The organism is Natroniella sp. ANB-PHB2 (assembly GCF_046097105.1).
Taxonomy (GTDB): domain Bacteria; phylum Bacillota; class Halanaerobiia; order Halobacteroidales; family Halobacteroidaceae; genus Natroniella.
On sequence record NZ_CP175562.1, the window covers coordinates 631,903 to 652,882 of the forward strand.

At 33.7% G+C, this 20,980-nt stretch carries 21 protein-coding genes; all 21 read left to right on the forward strand.

Annotation, left to right across the window (positions count from 1 at the left end):
• The first annotated feature begins 97 nt into the window (after window positions 1-97).
• Window positions 98-253: an aspartyl-phosphate phosphatase Spo0E family protein gene (locus ACKF5P_RS03230; RefSeq protein WP_408956053.1), complete on the forward strand. Its 156-nt coding sequence runs from the start codon at window positions 98-100 to the stop codon at window positions 251-253.
• A gap of 770 nt (window positions 254-1,023) precedes the next feature.
• Entirely contained in the window at window positions 1,024-2,613 is a 1,590-nt protein-coding gene (locus tag ACKF5P_RS03235; protein WP_408956054.1) for a methyl-accepting chemotaxis protein, read from the forward strand.
• Between the two features lie 263 nt (window positions 2,614-2,876).
• The gene (locus ACKF5P_RS03240) at window positions 2,877-3,011 is read left to right on the forward strand and encodes a hypothetical protein (protein WP_408956055.1); all 135 of its coding nucleotides are present in this window, start codon (window positions 2,877-2,879) and stop codon (window positions 3,009-3,011) included.
• 934 nt (window positions 3,012-3,945) lie between these two features.
• Complete coding sequence (gene miaB / locus ACKF5P_RS03245; RefSeq protein ID WP_408956056.1) at window positions 3,946-5,289, forward strand: tRNA (N6-isopentenyl adenosine(37)-C2)-methylthiotransferase MiaB; 1,344 nt, start codon at window positions 3,946-3,948, stop codon at window positions 5,287-5,289.
• A gap of 36 nt (window positions 5,290-5,325) precedes the next feature.
• Entirely contained in the window at window positions 5,326-5,673 is a 348-nt protein-coding gene (locus ACKF5P_RS03250; protein WP_408956057.1) for a YlbF family regulator, read from the forward strand.
• A gap of 38 nt (window positions 5,674-5,711) precedes the next feature.
• Window positions 5,712-6,074, forward strand: coding sequence for a YlbF family regulator (locus ACKF5P_RS03255; RefSeq protein WP_408956058.1), 363 nt, complete (start codon window positions 5,712-5,714; stop codon window positions 6,072-6,074).
• Between the two features lie 222 nt (window positions 6,075-6,296).
• The gene (mutS, locus tag ACKF5P_RS03260) at window positions 6,297-8,978 is read left to right on the forward strand and encodes a DNA mismatch repair protein MutS (protein ID WP_408956059.1); all 2,682 of its coding nucleotides are present in this window, start codon (window positions 6,297-6,299) and stop codon (window positions 8,976-8,978) included.
• 5 nt (window positions 8,979-8,983) lie between these two features.
• Entirely contained in the window at window positions 8,984-10,840 is a 1,857-nt protein-coding gene (gene mutL, locus ACKF5P_RS03265) for a DNA mismatch repair endonuclease MutL (RefSeq protein WP_408956060.1), read from the forward strand.
• 192 nt (window positions 10,841-11,032) lie between these two features.
• A complete protein-coding gene (gene miaA / locus ACKF5P_RS03270; protein WP_408956061.1) occupies window positions 11,033-11,968 on the forward strand; it encodes a tRNA (adenosine(37)-N6)-dimethylallyltransferase MiaA in 936 nt (311 codons plus the stop codon).
• A 52-nt stretch (window positions 11,969-12,020) separates the two neighbouring features.
• Window positions 12,021-12,314 (forward strand): hypothetical protein, encoded by a 294-nt coding sequence (locus tag ACKF5P_RS03275; protein WP_408956062.1) that lies wholly within the window; start codon window positions 12,021-12,023, stop codon window positions 12,312-12,314.
• Between the two features lie 178 nt (window positions 12,315-12,492).
• Window positions 12,493-13,434 (forward strand): AAA family ATPase, encoded by a 942-nt coding sequence (locus ACKF5P_RS03280; protein WP_408956063.1) that lies wholly within the window; start codon window positions 12,493-12,495, stop codon window positions 13,432-13,434.
• A 51-nt stretch (window positions 13,435-13,485) separates the two neighbouring features.
• Window positions 13,486-14,085, forward strand: a complete 600-nt coding sequence (locus ACKF5P_RS03285; RefSeq protein WP_408956064.1) for a GTPase — start codon at window positions 13,486-13,488, stop codon at window positions 14,083-14,085.
• A gap of 70 nt (window positions 14,086-14,155) precedes the next feature.
• Window positions 14,156-14,656: a hypothetical protein gene (locus ACKF5P_RS03290; protein ID WP_408956065.1), complete on the forward strand. Its 501-nt coding sequence runs from the start codon at window positions 14,156-14,158 to the stop codon at window positions 14,654-14,656.
• A 98-nt stretch (window positions 14,657-14,754) separates the two neighbouring features.
• A complete protein-coding gene (locus ACKF5P_RS03295) occupies window positions 14,755-14,964 on the forward strand; it encodes a hypothetical protein (protein ID WP_408956066.1) in 210 nt (69 codons plus the stop codon).
• Between the two features lie 63 nt (window positions 14,965-15,027).
• Window positions 15,028-15,258: an RNA chaperone Hfq gene (gene hfq / locus ACKF5P_RS03300; RefSeq protein WP_408956067.1), complete on the forward strand. Its 231-nt coding sequence runs from the start codon at window positions 15,028-15,030 to the stop codon at window positions 15,256-15,258.
• Window positions 15,259-15,668: 410 nt separating this feature from the next.
• Complete coding sequence (locus ACKF5P_RS03305; protein ID WP_408956068.1) at window positions 15,669-17,645, forward strand: bifunctional 4-hydroxy-3-methylbut-2-enyl diphosphate reductase/30S ribosomal protein S1; 1,977 nt, start codon at window positions 15,669-15,671, stop codon at window positions 17,643-17,645.
• A 171-nt stretch (window positions 17,646-17,816) separates the two neighbouring features.
• On the forward strand, window positions 17,817-18,404 hold the full coding sequence (locus ACKF5P_RS03310) for a nucleoside recognition domain-containing protein (protein ID WP_408956069.1): 588 nt from the start codon (window positions 17,817-17,819) through the stop codon (window positions 18,402-18,404).
• On the forward strand, window positions 18,401-18,934 hold the full coding sequence (locus ACKF5P_RS03315) for a spore maturation protein (protein WP_408956070.1): 534 nt from the start codon (window positions 18,401-18,403) through the stop codon (window positions 18,932-18,934). Before ACKF5P_RS03310 ends, ACKF5P_RS03315 begins: the two co-directional genes overlap by 4 nt.
• A 164-nt stretch (window positions 18,935-19,098) precedes the next feature.
• Window positions 19,099-19,929 (forward strand): PHP domain-containing protein, encoded by an 831-nt coding sequence (locus ACKF5P_RS03320; protein WP_408956071.1) that lies wholly within the window; start codon window positions 19,099-19,101, stop codon window positions 19,927-19,929.
• Between the two features lie 29 nt (window positions 19,930-19,958).
• On the forward strand, window positions 19,959-20,582 hold the full coding sequence (locus ACKF5P_RS03325) for a MotA/TolQ/ExbB proton channel family protein (RefSeq protein WP_408956072.1): 624 nt from the start codon (window positions 19,959-19,961) through the stop codon (window positions 20,580-20,582).
• Window positions 20,569-20,979 carry an ExbD/TolR family protein gene (locus ACKF5P_RS03330; protein WP_408956073.1) on the forward strand — a complete coding sequence of 137 codons (411 nt, stop codon included), beginning with the start codon at window positions 20,569-20,571 and terminating at the stop codon, window positions 20,977-20,979. The genes ACKF5P_RS03325 and ACKF5P_RS03330 overlap by 14 nt, the downstream gene beginning before the upstream one ends.
• Window position 20,980 lies beyond the last annotated feature (1 nt).

The following is a 20,980-nucleotide window of genomic DNA, read 5'->3' on the forward strand; positions in this document are numbered from 1 at the left end:
CTGACTTTTTTATTGCATCCTTCTCTCAGAATTATTTGACATATTTAGAAGAACACGTTATAGTAATAATTACTACTGTTAAAAAGAGGTGGTGCTTATGAATAATAAACTGAAAGAAGAGATTGAACTCTTGCGCAGGAAAATGAATAAGGAAGCAGAGAATAATGATTTATTAAATGAAAGAGTACAGGCTATTAGTCGAAAGTTAGATAAAAAAGTTATTAAGTTGATGAAGAAGAGAGATTCTAGTTAGTTATAAAAACTACTTGAAATCTATTTTAATAAAATGATTTTTTCTTGAAATAATTTAAATATAGCCAAGTTACTGCAAGGTGCCATAAGGAATAGAAAATAATAGGTACAATAACTCTACCATAATTTGATTTGAAAATTTCAAGATTAACCAATACATTGGCAAAGAGTGCACTGTAAAGACCACCTGTTAACGCAAAAAGATAATTCCATGGTTTTTTAGTAGGTAAAAAGTATAAATACATAATAAAGTAGATAGTCCAAGCTATTGGAGGGAAAAAAGCAATTCCCATAAATCCAAACGGCCCGTAATTAATATGGCCACCTAAATTTAATATATGATCACCTAAAATAATGAGGAGTATATCAAAGAGAGCACCAAATGTGATACCATAAATACCAAGTAGTCCGATTACTTTTTTTGGAATTATAGAGATAAAAGCTATAAATAATATCATGGTATAGATCGGATAAATATAATGAACTGGTATTTCAAAAATTTGATACCCCTCCCTTCCATACTATATCCTTATAATTTGTAGAAGCAACTTTATTATTCAAAAAAATTTAATTTACTCTACTTATCTTCGGATATTATGATTTCTAAAAATCGTTATAAATTAGAAGAGTTTTAAACAGATGGCTAGATATTATCTTGTCTTTTTGATATAATATCTATATGAATACTTTATTTTCTACTCTTCAAGGTGAAGAAGAAACTGCTCCATATTCTAGATATGATTTTAAATAATTAAATTAGGAGTGAGTTAAGTGAGAGTATTAAAGAAGTTAAGGTGGAGGAATTTAAGTATTAGTTGGAAATATGGAACTGCTTTAATCTTAACACTTATTTTATTTTCTAGTTCAGCTTTGATTGTGTCAGGTCTGTTATACCAAGCTAATTCTGATTTAGAAACTCTAGGAAAAAGAGGAGAAAGAGTTGTTCATTTAACTGAGATGGCCTCATTATTTACAAGGATGGATGTTAGAATTGCTGATTATATTACTTTAGAAGAGGAAAGGATAGTTACAGAGTTTGAGGAGTTATCCCAACAATTTGATAAGTTAGATGAAGTTATTAGGCCACGGATGGATACAGAAAGATTAGAGTATTTATATAATGGTCTTTTAGTGAATAAAGAAGAAGTTGAACAGCTTTTTTTGGCTGAGATAGTGCCAGCAGTAAATGATGGTTTAGACCAAGAATATCTAGAACAGAGGCTGGATACTATTCAAATTAGAAGAGGTAGTGTAGAGTATATAGATGAAATAATAGAGTTAGTTAATATAGCTCGCTTACAAGCTCTAGAAGAAGCCCAAAGTAACTTACATAATATATTGGTTGCATTAATAATTACTATTTTGATTTCGATATTAGTAGGGTTAGTAACTATTTATTTTGTAAGTAAGAAGGTTAAGCAAGGTTTAGATGAGGTAGTAGAGGTGAGCAATGAAGTTGCTAATGGAAACCTTGTTGTAGAAGATATAAGTTATGATAATAATGATGAACTTGGTAGGTTAGCAACGGCTATTAATATGATGAGTAATAATCTGAGGGATATAGTACAAAGTATAAGCCAATCTGCCCAGGAGACCTCAGCGACTAGTCAACAGCTATCTGCATCGAGTGAAGAAGCAACAGGTTCTATTGAAGAGATTACTGCTACGGCAGAAGAATTTTCTGCAAGTATTAATGATGTAAGTGATAATTCTGATAATGTTAATTTGATAGCTGAAAATGTAGAGCAGTTGGCCCGGAATGGTCTAGAGCAAATGGAAAAGACTGATCAAAAGATGAAAGAGATTCTTATTACTTCTGAAAAATCTGGTCAAGTGATTGAGCAACTCAATCAATCTTCTCAGGAGATTGGAGAAATAGTAGAGGTTATTTCCAGTATAGCTGAGGAGACCAATTTGTTAGCTTTGAATGCAGCAATAGAAGCAGCTAGAGCAGGGGAGGAAGGGCATGGTTTTGCTGTTGTAGCTGACGAAGTTAGAGAATTGGCAGAGCAGACGCAAAGCTCTGTATCTAATATTCGGAATATAATTGATAGATTAGGGGAGAAAACTGAAAAATCTGTTGATGTAATTCGAGAAAATAATCTTCAAATTGAGTCTGGAGCCGATGCCTTAGAGGAGACTGGAAGGACATTTAAGGAAATAGTGAGCGATATAGGAGAGGTAGTTAATCAGATTGGAGAAATTGCTTCAGCTCAGCAGCAATTATCAGTAGGAAGTGAAGAGATTTCTAATGCAACCGAAGAGCAGTCTGCTTCAATGCAACAGATTTCAAGTTCTTCGCAACAATTAGCTAATATGGCTGAAGAATTAAATAGCTTAGTAGAGCAATTTAAGATATAACTCAAGAGGCTCCCATTTAGGGAGCTTTTTATGATATAGGAATCACTGTTTCTGGTGGTGGTTCTTAAAATGAGGAAAAAGAACGCTTAAGTGTGATTATTGAAAGGTTAAATGAAAGATTTGATTCTGAATTTGCTGAGTCTATTAAAATACCTATAAATCATATAACAAGTATTTTAATAGATAGCGATAAATTAAAGACAAAAGCTGAAGTTAATACTTGAGAAGGTTTTGCTCTAGTTTATGAAGGTCAGTTTGATGATGTGGTAGTTGATTCTTATGAGAAAAATCAAGATTTTTATGGTAGAGTCTTAAAAGATGAAGAGTTTAGAAATAAGTTAATGGATTTATTATTAATTGAGGTTTATAATTTATTGAATGATAGTGTTGAAGCTTAGAAGCAGGTATTAAGGTTATTGAGTTTAAGCTACAAGATAATTAACTCAGAGTTTCAGGGTTGGCCCGAATAAACATCAAATGGTTTACTGGGAAACGAGAAAGAATAAAGGGGTTAAATAAATAAGAGAAGAAGGGGATTGTTTTCAAGGTAATATGTATGGTTCAAAATCATGTTAACAAAATAAAAAATAAGCGAGCCAGTTGACTCGCTTATAAAAATGGGGGTGTTTAAAGAAGTAATAGACTAAAAATTTGTTGTTTATGCACTAAAGCTAGTGTAACTATAAAAACCCAAGACTAATAGAATTAAGATTAAAAATAAAATATATGCATCGTCTCCTCCAGTCGGGCCTTTAATAGGTGCTCCCATATCTTTAACCTCCTTAAAATTCAGTATCTTTACCACATACTATGCTTGAAAGAAAAATATGTTAAGAATAAATAAAAAAACGTACTGATTTTTTAAATAGAAGAAAACGTCAAAGACACCAAGCAGGAGAGGGAATGGGCTACAAGCTTGGAGCAATAATTAATTTTTTTGAAGAGGAAGAAAGTTATTTAAAACTAAGAGGTGGCTATCGTTTTCTTGATATTGGCAGAAAATTTTAATCTTATCCAAATTGTCTTCTCCAATTTTCAACCTTCCTAAAACGTTAGCCAATCGTGGATTATAGATCACTTCTAATTCTCTTTATAGAAATAGAGCTGGGGTCTAATATCATACTCTTTTATCAGCCTAGATTGTATATTCCTAAAAGCTTTATTTATGCCTGGAATCCTATCAGTTTCATTGCGCATGAAAGTGGTATTCATTAAAAAAACGACTAAAAGAGGTGATTTTGTCTCCTTCTTTATATTTATTCCTTTTAAATATACATTTTTGTGTTATAATAATTGTTGAACTTAAAAATGAATTTTAGGAGGAGAACATAAATGACAGAAATTAAAAAGAAAGAACAAAAACTCATGCATCTGATTACCTACGGTTGTCAAATGAATGAACATGATTCAGAAAAGCTGGCAGGGGTATTAGAAGATGAAGGATATCAATCGACTGAAAAATTAGAGGATGCTGATATAATTATTCTAAATACATGTTGTGTACGAGAAAATGCTGAATTAAAGGTTTATGGTAAGGTGGGCCAACTTAAAAGCTTAAAAAGAGAGAACCCAGATTTAATCATCGGTATCTGTGGCTGTATGATGCAACAAGAGGATGTAGTTAAGGAGATTAAAGAGAAGTATCGTCATGTTGATATTGTCTTTGGAACTCATAATATTCATCATTTTCCTAAATTATTAAGGGAAGCTAAAGAGGATAAGAACCCTTTAGTTAAAGTTTGGGAGGAGTCAAAAGAGTTGATCCCAGAGATGCCTGTCCAAAGAAAAGATGACCATAAAGCTTTTGTTACGATTATCTATGGATGTGATAATTTTTGTACATATTGTATTGTACCTCATGTTAGAGGAAGAGAGAAGAGTCGTCCATTAGAGAATATTGTTAATGAGATTGAAAATTTAGTAGCAGATGGGGTCAAAGAAGTGACTTTGCTCGGTCAGAATGTAAATTCTTATGGAAAGGATTTTGAAGAAGAGATTGATTTTGCCGATTTATTAACTGAGGTTGATCAAATTGAAGGGTTAGCTAGGATTCGTTATATGACCTCTCATCCGAGAGATTTCAGTGATAAGTTGGTTGAGACTATTAGTGGATTGGATAAAGTGTGTAATCATTTTCATTTGCCAGTTCAAGCTGGTAGTAATAAAATCCTTAAAAAGATGAATAGAAATTATACAAAAGAGGAATATTTAAGATTAGTAGAAAAAATTAGAATGAATAATCCTGATGCTGCGATAACAACAGATGTAATTGTTGGTTTTCCAGGGGAGAGTGAAGATGATTTTGAAAAGACCCTTGATTTATTTAAAGAGGTAGAATTTGATATGGCTTATAGTTTTCTTTACTCTAAGCGAACAGGTACTCCAGCTGCAGAATATGAGGAGCAGATTTCTGAAAAGGTTAAAAAGGAGAGGCTACAACGCTTAATGGATATCCAAAGTGATATCAGTTTAGAGAAAAATAAGCCTTTAGAGGGTAGAGTTGTTGAAGTATTAGTAGAAGGAGAGAGTAAAAAAGATCCTAATAAGTTAACCGGAAGGACATGTTCAAATAAAATAGTTATCTTTGAATCAAACCGTGATTTGACAGGGGAGCTAATTAATGTTAAAATAAATAGAGTACAGAGTTGGACATTATTTGGTGATTTAGTGAGGTAGGATGTTTTTTTAAACTTTAAGGGGGATTTTAATTTTATGTCAATTAAAGAGAAAGCTGAAGAATTAGGAGAAGTAATTGTAGAATCTGATGAGTATGATGGTTTAAAAGCTGCTGAAGCAGAGATGCAAGCTGATGAAGCTGCTCAAGAAATTTTAGAAGAGTTTCAATCTAAGCAGAAGATGGCACAGATGGCCCAAATGAATGGTCAAGGGGTAACTGAAGAAATGCAACAAGAAATTCAAGGGTTACAAGCCAAAATGCAACAGAATGAAAAGATTAAAGGATATATGGAAGCACAACAAGAGTTTAATGGAATAATGGAGCAAGTTAATGAAGTTATTTCTAATACTATTCAAGGACAAGAACAACCACAACAGGGTTAAGATAAATTGAAGCTAAGTGTTAAGGGGGATTTTTAATTATGTCTATTATGGAAAAAGCTCAAGAATTGGGCGATGTTATTGTGGAGTCACAAGAGTTTTCTGATTTAAAAGCTGCCGAAGAAGCAATGGGAGCTGATAAAGCTGCTCAAGAAATCATACAAGAATTCCAAGCTAAGCAACGTAAAGCTCAAATGGCTCAGCGAAATGGGAAACCAGTTTCAGATGAGCTTAAAAAGGAATTACAAGGGATTCAAGCTAAGATGCAGCAGAATGAGCATGTTAAAGGGTATATGGAAGCACAAGAGAAGTTTGGTAAAGTAATGCAGACGGTTAATCAAGTGATCAGTGCTGCTATCCAAGGTGAAGAGTGCGACTCAGATTGTGGAGCAGGTTGTTGCTAATAAAAACCTCTAAGTCATTTTGACTTAGAGGTTTTTTCTATTAGATAGAGAAGAAAGATATAATTGCAATTAAGTTTGAGTTTAAGTCTAAGTCTAAGTAAGATCTAAGTCTTTTTTAATGGTTACTTAACCTCAGACTTAGCTTTAACCTATAGCTATTTTAAATTTCAGCTAAATTATGGTATAATAATTATTTGAATTAGATTATTAGGAGGTGGGAGTATGGCTAAGTTGACTCCGATGATGCAGCAGTATTATTCAATAAAAGATGAATATCAGGATGCTATTTTATTTTTTAGATTAGGTGATTTTTATGAGATGTTTAATGATGATGCCAAAGTGGCAGCACGGGAGTTAGAGTTGACCTTAACTGCTCGTAATAAAGGAAAAGGAGATAAAATTCCAATGGCAGGGGTACCGTGCCATTCTGCTGATTCTTATCTTGCTCAATTAATAGATAAAGGTTATCGAGTGGCTATTTGTGAACAGGTAGAGGATCCAAGTGAGACGAGTGGATTGGTCAAAAGAGAAGTTGTTAGAGTGATTACGCCAGGGACTGTGGTCAATAATAACATGTTAGAGGATAAAAACAATAATTATTTGGTTGCAGTTGTAAGTGGAGCTGAAGGGTATGGTTTTTCGGTAGTAGATGTTTCAACTGGAGAGTTTATGGTGACTCAATTAGACGGTTCTACTCCGCAAGAGAAAGTAATCGATGAATTATCACGGATTAACCCAGCGGAAGTTTTACTTGAGCAAGGGGTAGAGAATAATCAACAGATTATGGAATTTATAGCAGCACAGATCGATCCAATCAAGACTAAGATAGCTAATAGTTTTAGTTATGATCGAGCTTACGAGCTATTGACTGATCATTTTGAAACTGTGACTTTAGAAGGGTTTGGTTGTGAAGAGTTTCCTTTAGCAATTGAGGCAGCAGGAGCAGTTTTAGATTTTTTAATTGAGACGCAAAAGAGGAGTTTAAAACATCTTAATCGCTTATCTACTTATTCTACGACTGATTATATGATCTTAGATGCCAATACGAGAAGAAATTTAGAATTAGTGGAGACGATGCGGGATAAGAGTCGAAAAGGAAGTTTGCTGTGGGTGCTTGATCAAACAGTGACAGCAATGGGAGGAAGAACTTTACGCCGTTGGGTTGAGCAGCCACTATTGGAAGTAGATAAGATCAATCAACGTTTAGATGCAGTAGAAGAGATTGCAGGAAATATCTTTTTGAAAGAGCAGTTAAAAGAGTTATTAGATCAAGTCTATGATGTTGAACGATTGATTGGAAAGGTAGTTTATGGTTCTGCTAATGCTCGAGATTTGATTGCTTTAAGGAATTCATTAGCTATAATTCCAGATATTAAGGAGCTGTTAGCCCAATTTAGTAGTACTAAGCTGGTTACTTTAGAGGGTAATCTAGATCGCTTAGAGGATATAACTGAATTGATTTTTTCTGCAATTAAAGAAGAACCACCGACAACGATAACTGAAGGTGGAATTATTAAGCAAGGTTATGATGAGGAGCTTGATAAGTTTTTAGAGGCAATGACAAATGGGAAGGACTGGATTGTTAACTTACAGAAAGAAGAAAGGGAAAGAACTGGGATTGGTTCTTTAAAGGTTGGCCATAATAAGGTACATGGTTATTATATTGAGGTGACTAAAGCCAATCTTGATGCTGTGCCTGATGATTATGTTCGCAAGCAGACCTTAAGTAATAGTGAACGATATATTACTCCTGAATTAAAGGAGAAGGAATCGGTTATTTTAGGGGCTGAAGAGAAGAGTCAGGAATTAGAATATAAGTTGTTTGTTATAATTAGAGAAGAGGTAGCTGAGGAGACAGAACGAATTCAACAGTCTGCTAGTATATTGGCCCAACTAGATGCGTTACTTTCTTTAGCAGAAGTAGCTTTAAATAATGATTATGCCAAACCGACTGTAAAGGTTAGTGATGAAATTGAGATAAGTAAGGGGCGCCATCCAGTTGTAGAGAAGATGATGAATGAGGAGCTCTTTGTTCCTAATGATACCTATTTGGATGGTGGAGAGGATCGTTTTTCAATTATTACCGGGCCAAATATGTCAGGTAAGTCGACTTATATGCGTCAAGTTGCATTGATCAGTCTGTTGGCCCAGATTGGCAGTTTTGTTCCTGCTAAAGAGGCCAAGATTGGGATTGTTGATCGGATCTTTACTCGAGTGGGAGCTTCTGATGATTTGACGACAGGTCAAAGTACATTTATGGTTGAGATGAATGAGGTGGCTAATATCTTAAATAATGCCACTGCTCAAAGCTTGATTATTTTGGATGAGGTTGGACGGGGGACGAGTACTTATGATGGTTTGAGTATTGCTTGGGCAGTAATTGAGTATATCAGTGACCTGGACAAGGTTGGAGCCAAGAGTCTATTTGCTACTCATTATCATGAGTTGACAGAGCTTGAAGATAAACTAGCAGGAGTTAAAAATTATAATGTAGCAGTCCAAAAAGAGGGGGAGCGGGTTGTCTTTTTACGTAAGATCATATCTGGTAGTGCTGATCAAAGTTATGGGATTGAGGTTGCTAAGCGAGCTGGAATTCCTAAGCAAGTGATTGAACGCTCGAAGGTAATTTTGGCCCGATTAGAAGAAGATGAAGCAGAAACAATTGAATTAGCAACTGAAGATTCCAAAAATAGTTATCAGCAACAAAAGGAGAAAGAGGAGATCAAAGAGAAGGTAACTCAAATGCCTCTGTTTACGTCAGCTAATGATCAATTAACTAAAGAGTTGAGTCAGCTCGATATTATGTCGATGACTCCTCTAGAAGCAATGAATCAATTGCATCAACTAAAAAAGAAGGCTCAAAAAAGAGTGACAGAGCAATTTGATTCCGCTTATAAGGAGTGATCAGTGTGGGTAAAATAGAGTTGCTAAGTGAAGAGGTAGCCAATAAGATTGCTGCTGGTGAAGTAATAGAACGGCCTGCTTCGGTAGTTAAGGAGCTGGTTGAGAATTCGATTGATGCAGGTAGCAGTAGAATTAAGATCAAGGTTAAAGATGGTGGAAAGAAATTGATTCAAGTGGTTGATAATGGGGAAGGGATAGTAGCAGAAGATGCTAAGTTGGCTTTTGAACGGCATGCAACCAGTAAGGTTAAGGAAGCTAATGATCTCTTTGCACTACGGACATTGGGCTTTAGAGGAGAGGCATTATCGAGTATTGCTGCTGTTTCACGGTTGAAGTTAATAACTAAAAGAGAGGATAGCTTGAGTGGAATCAAGTTGCGATTAATCGGAGGGGAGGTTGAGAAGGAGGAAAGCTGTGGATGCCAAGTAGGAACTAATATTCTTGTTAAAGATCTCTTTTTTAATACTCCAGTTAGATATAAGTATCTACGTAAAACTTCTACTGAGATTGGCCATATCAGTGATACTATAAATCGTTTGAGTCTAGCTTATCCTGAAATCAGTTTTAGTTTAGAGCATAATGGGCGTCAATTGTTAGAGACAACGGGTAATGGTAATTTGTTGGATGTGATATTTAATATTTATGGAAAAGATGTAGCTAAGGATATGATTGAAGTTGATTATCAGCAGGATTATATGAAATTAACAGGCTTGATCTCTAAACCGACTACGACTCGTTCTTCTCGTAAGCATCAATCTTATTTTGTTAACGGGCGGTTTATTAAGAGTGCTTTGATGGGTAAAGCGGTTGAAGAGGCATATCATACTTTATTAACGATTAATCGCTATCCAATTGTAGTTTTAAAGTTAAAATTGAATCCGATCTTAGTCGATGTCAATGTCCATCCGACGAAGTTGCAGGCTAAATTCAGTCGGGGCAATATGGTTTATAAGGTGGTTAAAGAAGGTGTTATTAAAGCAATTAAGGGTAGTGACTTAATTCCTAAATTAGAATTAGAAAAAGAAAGCAAACAGGAAGATAAAGTAGAAAAAGAGCCCCAAAAGCAGGAATATCAGCAGAAGAACTTAAATTTAACCGTAAGATCTAAGCAGACAAAGAAGAAGAGAAAAAGCAAGCAAAAAAGTAAAGAGATGTCTAAGTATACTCAGCAGACTAAGCAGGATAGTAAAGAGGTTAGAGCCAAAAAGATAGAACAGTTATTTGGTGGGGTTGAAAAGCCTAAAGCAGATAAGATTCAAGAAAAGAGTAGCCAATATAGTGAAGAAGGTCTGAGTTTGGTTCCAATCGGCCAGATTCATCAAAGTTATATTATTGCACAGGGAGTAGATGGAATGTATATTATCGATCAGCATGCTGCTCATGAGCGGATTATTTATCAGCAGTTGTTGCAAAAATATAAGAAAGAACAGGTCAAGATTCAAGAGTTATTAATTCCACTTAAGTTGGATTTAACCCACCAAGAAGCTCAATTGTTAGCAGAAAAAGAGGATCAGTTAGCTAGATTTGGATTTTTATTAGAAGAGTTTGGTGGTAATAGTTATTTGATTCAAGGGGTGCCGGTTCAATTATATAGATTGGATGATCAAGAATTAATTTTGGATACTATTTATAAACTAATAGAAGAACTTGATTTTAGAGAGGAACATCATTTTGCTGAGCAGGCATTGATTATGCTCTCTTGTAAAGCTGCAATTAAGGCCAAAACTAAGTTGTCAATTAAAGAGATGAGTAATTTGTTAGCTGATATTGAAGAGTATCAAGTTAAGACCTGTCCACATGGTAGACCAGTGATGATGCATCTATCACAGCGGGAGTTAGAAAAAGAATTCAAGAGAAAATAGATAAGGGTAATAACATTTAACATTTAATATTTAATAATGAATAGTGGAAGTTCAAAGTCAAGATCTTAAAATAAATGGATAAGTGACAATGTATATTTCTTTGAAAATCATATATCAATTGATTGTAAAGGTCTTTTAACTATTAAATATTAGTTATTCACTATTCAATGCATTAAAAAAAGGGGGGGGAGAATGAAAGAACCACTAGTAGCATTAGTCGGGCCAACTGCGGTAGGAAAGACTAAGCTTTCTTTAGCGTTGGCCCAGCAGTTAGAGGGGGAGATTATTTCAGCAGATTCAATGCAGATTTATCGAGGGATGGATATCGGTACAGCTAAAGCTACTCCGAAAGAACAAAAGAAAGTACCGCATCATTTAATAGATATAGTTGAGCCTGATCAGGAATTCAGTGTAGCTGACTTTCAAGAACGAGTTGATCAATTGATTCCAGAAATTTATCAACGTGGTAAGTTGCCTATGTTGGTCGGTGGAACAGGATTGTATGTTAAAGCAGTGATAGAAGGTTTTTTATTTCCAGAGATGGAGACTGATTGGGAATTGAGGGAGCGATTAGAAGAGGCGGCAGAGAAAGAAGGAACAGAATATGTTCATGATAAGCTAGCTAAGATTGATTCTACTTTGGCTGAGAAGCTCCATCCTAATGATTTGCGGAGGGTGATTAGAGGGATAGAAGTTTATCAGCAGACAGGAAAGACGATTACATACTTTAAAAAAGAAGCTAAGAAGAGGCCACCTCGTTATCAAGCGGTTAAGATTGGTTTAAGGCGGGAGCGGGAGAGCTTATATCAAAGAATTAATAAACGGGTTGATCTAATGATTGAAGAAGGATTAGTTAAGGAAGTTAGAGAATTATATCAGAAGGGGTATGATCGTGAGTTGATTTCAATGCAAGGACTAGGTTATAAAGAGTTAATGGGTCATTTTGAAGGTGAGTATGATTTAGAAGAAGCAATTCGTTTAATCAAACGAGATACTCGCCACTTTGCTAAACGGCAATTCACTTGGTTTAAAAGGGATGATAGTATCCATTGGTTTGATGTTGAGCAGTATCAGTTTGAGGATTTATTGGCTGAAGTTAAAGGGTTAATCAGGGAGCAACTTCAGTGATAAAAGTTGAAGGTAAGTAATTAAATTTTAATAATAGGGGGCTAACTTCTGAATGAAATATAATAAAGAAGTCAGTAAGTTATTACTTAAGCTCAGAAATAAAGATCAGGGAATTAAATTGTCAGATGAAGCTGTTAAGAAAGCAGGTATTGACTGTTCATTTTGTAGTTGTCATAGTGGAGAGCATGATGATTATATTTACTGTAAGATTATTGATAATTATATTTGTGAAGTCTGTTGCCGTTATGAAGTTTGTAATGATTATCAACTGGTTAATCAAGCCTTAGACAAAAAAGTATTTAGTGAAAATAGTGAAGTGATTATGTTGTGTGAGCATTGTTATTAAAAAAATAAATGTTAATGAAAAAGAAAGGGGTTAACCCCTTTCTTTTTTTATTTAAATGATGTAATTGGTAAATGTAGCTTAATTATAGTCTTAAACTTAAAATTAAAATTAATAGCAATAGTGTTTCATTTTTCATCTTAGTAGTTCATATATATTAGGGTAAGGGGAGGTTGGTCTTATGCCCTTAATCAATAGAAATTTAAGTAAAAGAGAAATATTGCGTCAGTTTGAAGAAGGAGAAATTTCTATTACTGAGGTTTTTGAATTATTAGGAGAAAAAGAAGATCTATCGATAGAAAAGCAAGATGGAGAAGATAAACAGCTAGAAAAGATAATGGAGCAACTTGATCGGATGGTTGGACTTGAAAATATAAAAAAACTTGTTTTAGAATTGAAGGCTTTTATTGAAATTCAACAAGAACGGCAACGAAGAAATTTAAAGAATGACCCTATAGTAATGCATATGGTGTTTAAGGGTAACCCAGGAACTGGAAAGACAACTGTGGCACGAATTTTTGGTCAGCTGTTTAAAGAGTTGGGATTGTTAGAAGAAGGACATTTAAAGGAAGCAGAACGGGCAGATTTGGTAGGGAAGTATATTGGACATACTGCTAAAAAAACGAGAGAAATTATTGAAGAAGCATTGGGAGGGATTTTATTTATCGATGAAGCTTATGCGTTGGCCCGGGGTGGGGAGCAGGATTTTGGTAAAGAGGCAATAGACACCTTAGTTAAGGAGATGGAAGATGAGAAAGATAATTTAATTGTCATTTTAGCTGGTTATCCAAAAGAGATGGAATATTTTCTACAGAGCAATCCTGGCTTAAAATCTAGATTCCCAATTCAGGTCGAATTTGAAGATTATTCTCTAGAAGAGTTGATTAAGATTGCTAGATTAATGGCTCAACAAAAAGATTATAACTTATCTTCTTCAGCCAAAGCAAAACTTTATCAACAATTGGCAGAGGTTAGGCGTAATGTAGGAGTGGAAGAGGGGAATGCTCGAACAGTACGTAATTTAATTGAACGGGCAATTAGAAAACAGGCATTAAGATTAGTTGATCAGGAAAAGGTCACCAAAAAAGATTTAATAACTATTACTAGAGAGGATTTGGTATGAAATAATTTATAGATAATCATATAAATTATGTTTTTAAGTGGGGGGAGAATGATGGTTTCAGTTTTAATAGTTGGTCAACCGAATGTAGGAAAAACATCTTTTGCAATTAATTTTGCTAGTTACTTAGGAGTTGAAAAGTTAAAATTATTAGTCAGACAGCCGGCTGGATTTTTAGCTACTAGAACTTATCAACCAAAAGAAGCATATAAAAAATTAGTTGCAGTTGAACCTCATAAAACAACTGAAATTCAGAGTATCCAAATTAAGTTACCTATGGGAAAGAAGGATAAAAAGATTAGATTAATTGATAGTTGTGGACTGGTTGATGGGATTCATTCTAAGCAAAAGATAAGAACAGCAATGGCCCAGACTCTTGATCAGTTGTTTCAGAGTCAAATAATTTTGCATATAGTTGATTTAAGTCAGTTTGATTTTTTTATGCAACTGAAGAAAATAGATCAGGAGCTTTATAACTTATTTCAGCAACAGCCCGGTTATAAGGTTTTGGCAAATAAATTAGATTTAGATGGACAAGAGAGGAATTTGATTAAGTTAAAGAATTTAATTGATCAAAAACTAATAATTGCTATCTCAGCTCTTTATCAGCAAGGGTTTACAGATGTGAAAGCATTTCTATTAGAAAATATATAAACAAAAGGATGTGGTTTGAATCCTTGATACTATTGCTGCTGTTTTTTTGATTGGTCTAGTAATAAAGATAATGGATGATTATTTAGATCAAGAGATTGATCGTTTAAATGAGCGAGAGACTTTAGCAATTAAACTACAAAGAGGGATTGTACCTTATACATTATTGTTATTTAGTTTTGCAATTTTAATAAATTATCAGTTAAGTATTTCTCTGTTTTGGGCTAGTTATATTATAGGGATGGGAGTTAGTAATAATTCTTTACCAACTGGGTTAAGAGCTTATCAAGAGGTTTTAATTATGTTGGGACTGGGCTTTTTAGTATTACAGTGGAAGATTTTTTTATTTGCTTTAGCAATTATTTTGTTTATTCAGTTGGTTGATGATTTTATTGATTTTCATTTGGAAGACTATATAAACCGCGATAATTTTGTTAATTATTTAGGAGAGTGGGGAACTGTTCTGTTAGCAATATCTTCTTTAGTAATTGCACTGCAAATTGATTGGAAGACAAGTTTAATAGTAATGATAATAACATTAATTGTTGTTAGATTACTGCAAATGAATAATTAAGTGGTTTTAAAGGCTTCAGTAAAAGGATTTGGATAATTGCTAAATAGTAGGGGATACACTTTGATCTAGATAAGTAGTAGAGTAAGAAGGAGGGAAAGATGCTTTATCAGACGTTATTATCAATTTTAATTTCATTTATGATCGGCTTTTTTATTGGTAAAGCTAAAGGAAAGAAGGAAGGAGTCAGACAAAGCATGTTAATAACTCCATTGTTAGTAAGGAAAAAGAGCCTGGAGGAAGGGGAATGTTTAATCTGTAACAATAAACTAAAGAACCTCTTTTTGTCTAAGAAGGAAAAAAAAAATTGATCTAGAATAAAAGAAATAATAGAATAAAAAATCTTATATAATAAAAGGAGGAGGGGAATATAGATGAGTTCAGAACTTAACTTACAGAATGATTTCTTGAATCAAGTAAGAAAAGAGAAAATTGAGTTAACTATATACGTAGTTAATGGTTTTCGCTTATCAGGAATAGTAAAAGCTTTCGATAATTTTACTATTTTATTAGATACAGATACCGGTCAACAGTTGATTTATAAACATGCTGTATCGACTATATCACCAAAAAAAGAGGTAAAAGATTTATTAAAAAATGACTAAACTTGAATTTATTTAGCTGCTAATAAAAATAAAACTACAACTAGTTGCTATAGTTTAAGTATAAATCTATCTTTTGAGAAAAAGTCCATCTTCATTAGTGGTTTAAATTGTTAATGAAGGTGGAAGTCATAAATTATAAATCTATTTTAGAAAATGAGTTTGAAGATTTGATGATGCATTATTGAATTGTTTTATGATGTGTATCTGATAATCTTATATTTCACAATAAAGAAAGGTAGTCAGATTTTATTTGAATATGTATTTTTTTAATAAATAAGCAGGAATATTTTTATTGACCAAGAAACTTTATAAGAGGAAGAAGTAAGTTGATATAATAACTATTTGAGATTTAGTATATAATAAGACATATAATAGAAAATAGTTTAGTGTCTGTTGGAAGGGGAAGGAATATGGAAATTCAGTTAGCGGAATGTGCAGGTTTTTGTTTTGGTGTTGATCGTGCTATGAATTTAGCTTTAGAAGCAGGAGAAGAAAGGGACTGTAAAGTTTCTACTTTAGGCCCTTTAATACATAATCCACAGGCTGTTAGCAGATTGCAAAATGTTGGAGTTGAAGTGAAAGAAAAACTTGATGATATTTCTGAGGGAGTAGTGATTATTCGTTCACATGGAGTACCGCCTAAAATCTTAGAAAAAGCAACTGAGCGGGACTTAGAACTTATAAATGCAACATGCCCTTTTGTTAAGCGAGCTCAAGAAAAAGCTAAAGAATTAAAAAAGAAAGGTTATCAAGTAGTAATTAGTGGAGATAAAAACCATCCTGAAGTAATTAGTATTTTAGGGTTTGCAGATAATGAAGCAGTTATTATTGAAGATGAATCTGATTTTGACAATATAAATATTGAAAAAAAAGTAGGGGTTATCGCTCAGACTACTCAGTCTTTAGAAAATTTACAAAAGTTGATTAATTATTTGGTTTCTGAAGCATCTGAGCTAAAAGTTTATAATACTATTTGTACAACAACTGGACAACGACAAGATGAAGCAGCGGAATTATCCCGAGAAGTTGAATTAATGTTAGTTATTGGAGGGTATAATAGTGCTAATACCAGTCGTTTAGCAGAAATTTGTCGTGAAAATGAAGTAAAAACTCATCATATTGAAACGGCAGATGACTTACAAACGGGTTGGTTTAAGAATATTAAGCAAGTAGGTATTACTGCTGGGGCATCAACCCCTAATTGGATAATTAAGGAGGTCTTAAGGAGAATGACAGAAATTAAAAATGAAGAAGAAAAGAATGAGTTTGAAAGTGCTGTTTTGACAGAAGGTGAAATAATTAGTGGTAAGATTCAAGAGGTATCAGAGGAAGGGATTTATGTAGATGTAGGAGCTAAGACTGAAGGGTTTGTTCCTAAGAAGGAGATCAAAGAAGAAAATTTTGTAGAAGATTATTCTGAAGGAGATGAAGTAGAGGTTGAAGTTTTAAACCCTGAAGATGAAGATGGACGAGCTGTTTTATCTAAAAAGAAAGTGGATGCTGAACAAGCATGGGAAAGAGTAGAAGAAGTACATCAATCAGAAGAAATAATTGAAGCAGAAGTAGCTAAAGAAGTTAAAGGTGGATTGGTTGTAGATATTGGAGTGAGAGGTTTTATTCCTGCTTCACATGTTGCTATTGAATATGTTGAGGATTTGAGTCAATTTGTTGGTGAAGAGCTTAAATTAAAGATTATTGAAGTTGAAAGAGAGGATAATAATGTAGTCCTTTCTCGTAAAGTAGTATTAGATGAAGAAAGAGAAGAAAAGAAAAAAGAAGTATTAGCTTCCTTAAAAGAAGGCGAAGAAATAGAAGGTGAAGTTACCAAGTTAGTTGATTTTGGTGCTTTTGTAGAATTAGGTGGAGTAGAAGGTTTGCTTCACATTTCTGAGATCTCTTGGGGTAGAATTGGACACCCTTCTGAAGTGTTAGAAGAAGGAGAAACGATTAAAGTTAAAATATTGGGAGTAGATGAAGAAGAAGGAAGAGTTTCTTTAGGACGTAAGCAGATACAACCAGATCCTTGGGAGGAATTTATTGGAGAGTATAACGAAGGTGACCTTGTAGAAGGTAAGATTACTAAAACAGTTGACTTTGGTGCTTTTCTGGAAATTAAGTCTGGAGTAGAAGGTTTAATTCATATTTCTCAACTATCTCATGAACATGTTGCTACAGTAGAAGAAGTAGTTACTGAAGGAGATATTGTAGAAGCTAAAATTATTAATATTGAGCCAGGAGATAAAAGAGTGGGGCTTAGCATCAAGGAATTAGAATCTGTCGCACCTAAGCAGAAAAAGTCTAAGCCTAAAAGAGTTAGTCAAGATAATAAAGATGAAGGTAGTGGAGTAAAACTAGGTGATGTTTTTGGAGATTTATTTGAAGAGTAATTTATCATAAGTTAAGATAAATTATAAAGCCCTGACTATTTAAATAGTCAGGGCTTTATAATTTTATTAGAAAAAATAATTTTAGTCTTTATTTATAGCCTAAAGTTATAACTAACCAGTATTTTCATATCCCTCACAAAAGAACATAGACTAAAATAGAGGAGGGGTAGTATGTTGAATAAGATTTGGTTTGCTATGATTGCCGTAGGTATGATTGTAGCAGGATTTAATGGGAGAATGGAGGAAGTTTCGGTAGCTATTTTACAATCGACTGAGGAGAGTGTGAGAATAGTAATTAAGTTAATTGGCCCTATGTCTTTATGGCTAGGAATGATGAAATTAGCTGAAGAAGCAGGGATAGTACAAGGGTTAGCTAAGTTATTTGAACCATTGGCTAAAATTTTATTTCCTAAAATACCAGCTAATCATCCAGCCTTAGGTTCAATAATGATGAATTTGAGTGCTAATCTATTAGGATTAGGAAATTCAGCAACTCCTTTGGGTATTAAAGCAATGCATCAATTACAAGATTTAAATAGAAATTCAGAGACTGCCTCTGATGCAATGTGTACTTTTTTAGTAATTAATACTTCAGGCTTGACTTTAATCCCTACAACTATATTAGCTTTACGTGTGGGAGCTGGTTCTAGCAATCCAACTGAAATTGTAGGGACTACTTTATTTGCTACGGCTTGTTCTACGATAGCTGGAATCATAGTTAATAAGTTTTTAATTAAAGTAGGTAGTTCACAAATATGATTGAAGTAATAAATTTAATTTCAGAATGGGCAATTCCAGTAGTTATCTTTTTTATTTTATCCTTATCCTTTTATAAAGGAATTAAGGTTTATGATGTTTTTGTGGAAGGAGCAGTTGAAGGAATAGCAACTGGAATTAAAATTATACCTTATTTGTTAGCAATGTTAGTGGCGATTGGAGTTTTTAGAAGTTCTGGTGCTTTAGATTTAATTTTGGATTTGGTAGCTATTCCTTTAAAAAGAATAGGAGTACCTAAAGAAGTTATTCCTCTCAGTCTGATTAGACCTTTGTCAGGAACAGGAGCTTTAGGGTTTGTGACAGATTTAATAAATCAATATGGACCAGATTCATTTATTGGTAGATTAGCTTCTACTATGCAAGGTAGTACGGAAACAACCTTTTATGTAGCAACTGTTTATTTTGGAGCAATAAAAATAAAAAATACGCGACATGTTATTGCAGCTGGTTTAGTAGCTGATCTTGTTGGCTTTATAGCTGCGGTTTTTATATGTCAGTTAGTTTTTGGCTAAAAGCAGGAATTTAATTTATAATCTTGAATTAGTTATGGTAAAGTAAAGTGGTTTACTTTTAAGAAAATTAGTGAATATTAGGGTTTGATTTGTAGAAAATAATGTTGATAGCTGATTATTTTAATTATTGAAAAAATCGTGAGTAGGATAGGAGTTGAATTAAGATGGAGAAATATATTGATTTACATACACATACTACAGCATCAGATGGGAGCTTTACACCAACTGAAGTGGTTAAGACTGCTAAAAAATTGGGATTTAGTGCGATAGCAATTACAGATCATGATACTTTAGCTGGGTTAGAAGAGGGGGCTAAAGCTGCCAAGGAAGAAGGGATAGAATTTGTACCAGGAATTGAACTGAATACCGATTATGATGATACTGAAGTCCATATATTAGGTTATTATCCAGATTATAACACAGAAAAATTACTAAAAAAGTTAGATACTTTACAAAAAGCTCGATATAATAGAATTAAGAATATGGTAAAGAAATTAAATGAATTAGGATTTGAGATTGAATTTAAAGAGATCATTGATATTGCTGAAGGTGCAGCTTTAGGGCGGCCTCACATTGCTCAAATTATGCTTGATAAAGGATATATTGAGGAGTGGAGCCAAGCTTTTGATCAATACATAGGTTGTCGAAGGCCAGCTTATATTAAACGAAAAAAATTGACTCCTAAAGAAGCAATTCAATTGATTAAATCTGCTAAAGGGGTGCCTATTATTGCACACCCTGCATTAATAGGTAAAGATCAGCTATTACCTAAGTTAGTAGAATGGGGTGCAGAAGGTTTTGAAGTATATCATACAGATCATGATCAAGCAGCTACCCAAAGGTATTTAGAATTTGCTCAGCAGCATGATTTATTGATTACAGGTGGTTCTGATTGTCATGGGCCAAAAAGGAAAGGAGAGGTATTATTAGGGAAGATTAAAGCCCCTTATAAATTATTAAATAAAATAAAGCAGTTAAAAGAGCAGATTAAGTAAAATCAATAACTAAGTAAGGAGGAATTAGTATGTTCGAAATTTTGAGACAAGGTGGTATTACTATGATACCATTATTACTTTGTTCAATAATTAGCTTAGCGGTAAGTTTAGAACGCTTGATTTATTTAAAGAAGGCTAAGGGGAATAATTTTAGGCTAATTAAAAAGGTTAAATTGATGATCGATAATGGAAAGATTGGTGAAGCAAAATCAATCCTTCAAGAGGCGAGAGGTCCAGTAGCAGGAATGTTATTAGAAGGGATCAAATATTATGGGAAGAAAAAATATGAAATTCAAGATTATTTGGAAATAGCAGGTAATAATCAGATCAAAAAGTTAGAGAAAAGGTTGAGGGTTTTAGATTTTATTGCAACTGTCTCACCTTTGTTAGGTTTACTAGGGACTGTGTTAGGAATTATTGATAGCTTTAATATTTTAGCAGGAGCTGAAGGATTAAGTTCACCTGGAGCAATCAGTGTCGGTGTTTCTCAAGCATTGGTTAGTACGGCTGTAGGTTTAATGGTAGCTATTCCAACGATGATGCTCTATACTTATTTGGTAAGTTTAGTTGAAGCACGGGCTGAAGAGATGAATCGCTGGACTTTGGATTTGGTTGAGATATTAAGTCAGGGTGGTAGCAATGTTCAATTCTAATTTAAAAAAGAAGTCTAGAATAGATATTTTACCTATGATAGATGTTATTTTCTTTTTATTGGTCTTTTTTATGTTATTTACAACTTTTAGGACAACACCAGAAGGACTGGAGGTTAACTTGCCTCAAGCTACAACAGTTACAGCCCAAGAAGAAGATTTGCAGGTTAATGTAATTTTAGCTGAAGATGATCAATTATATTTAGATGATCAATCAGTAACTGAACAAGGATTTTCTCTTGAGTTAGCTAAGATCTTAGAAAGGTCACCAGAGACTGTTTTTGTAATCAAGGCTGATCAAGATGTTAAATACCAAAGAATTATCAAAGCTATGGATTTAATACGTGAGGCTGGTGGTTATCGCTTGGCTTTAGCAGCAAATAATGAAGACTTAAATTAGG